Source organism: Paenibacillus sp. J22P143 (assembly GCF_059692035.1).
Genome location: NZ_JCAUAQ010000073.1, coordinates 1 through 1,153 on the forward strand (window position 1 = coordinate 1; position 1,153 = coordinate 1,153).

At 57.8% G+C, this 1,153-nt stretch carries 1 protein-coding gene; it reads left to right on the top strand.

What is annotated here, in order from left to right; genetic code table 11:
* Positions 1 to 1,153 (top strand): hypothetical protein (locus AC58PQ_RS29550; protein WP_497247965.1); only part of this gene is annotated, 1,153 nt, incomplete at both ends.

A 1,153-nucleotide genomic window follows, 5' to 3' on the forward strand; every position in this document is an offset into this window, starting at 1 on the left:
AACAGGTGCTCCAGGAACTGCAGGAGTTACGGGTGTTACCGGAGCAACGGGTTCGACAGGTGCAACAGGAGCTCCAGGAACTGCAGGAGTTACGGGTGTTACCGGAGCAACAGGTTCGACAGGTGCAACAGGAACTCCAGGAACTGCAGGAGTTACGGGTGTTACCGGAGCAATGGGTTCGACAGGTGCAACAGGAGCTCCAGGAACTGCAGGAGTTACGGGTGTTACCGGAGCAACAGGTTCGACAGGTGCAACAGGAACTTCAGGAACTGCAGGAGTTACGGGTGTTACCGGAGCAACAGGTTCGATAGGAGCTACAGGAGTAACAGGAGCTACAGGAGCAACTGGTGCAACGGGTGCTACAGGAGCGACAGGGCCACCCGGAGGAGCAACAGGAGTTACAGGTGCGACAGGTGTTACAGGTGTTACAGGAGCAACAGGAGTAACGGGAGCAACAGGAGCAACAGGTGCGACAGGTGCTACAGGAGTTACAGGAGCACCAGGACCAACGGGTGGAGCAACAGGTGAAACAGGAGCAACAGGAGCACAAGGAGCAACGGGAGCACAAGGGGCAACAGGGGCTCAAGGAGCAACTGGAGCAACTGGAGTAGCAGGAGCAACGGGAGTAGCAGGAGCAACGGGTGCAACGGGAGTAGCAGGAGCAACAGGTGAAACAGGAGCAACGGGAGCAACAGGGGGAGCAGGAGCAACGGGTGCAACGGGAGTAGCAGGAGCAACAGGTGAATCAGGAGCAACTGGAGCAACAGGAGTAGCAGGAGCAACAGGTGAAACAGGAGCAACTGGAGCCACAGGAGTAGCAGGAGCAACGGGTGCAACGGGAGTAGCAGGAGCAACGGGTGCAACAGGAGTAGCAGGAGCAACAGGTGCAACGGGAGTAGCAGGAGCTACAGGTGAAACAGGTGAAACAGGAGCAACGGGAGTAGCAGGAGCAACTGGAGCCACAGGAGTAGCAGGAGCTACGGGTGCAACCGGTGCAACGGGAGTAGCAGGAGCAACAGGTGAAACAGGAGCAGCTGGAGCCACAGGAGTAGCAGGAGCAACGGGTGCAACAGGAGTAGCAGGAGCAACGGGTGCAACAGGAGTAGCAGGAGCAACGGGTGCAACAGGAGTAGCAGGAGCAACGGGTGCAACA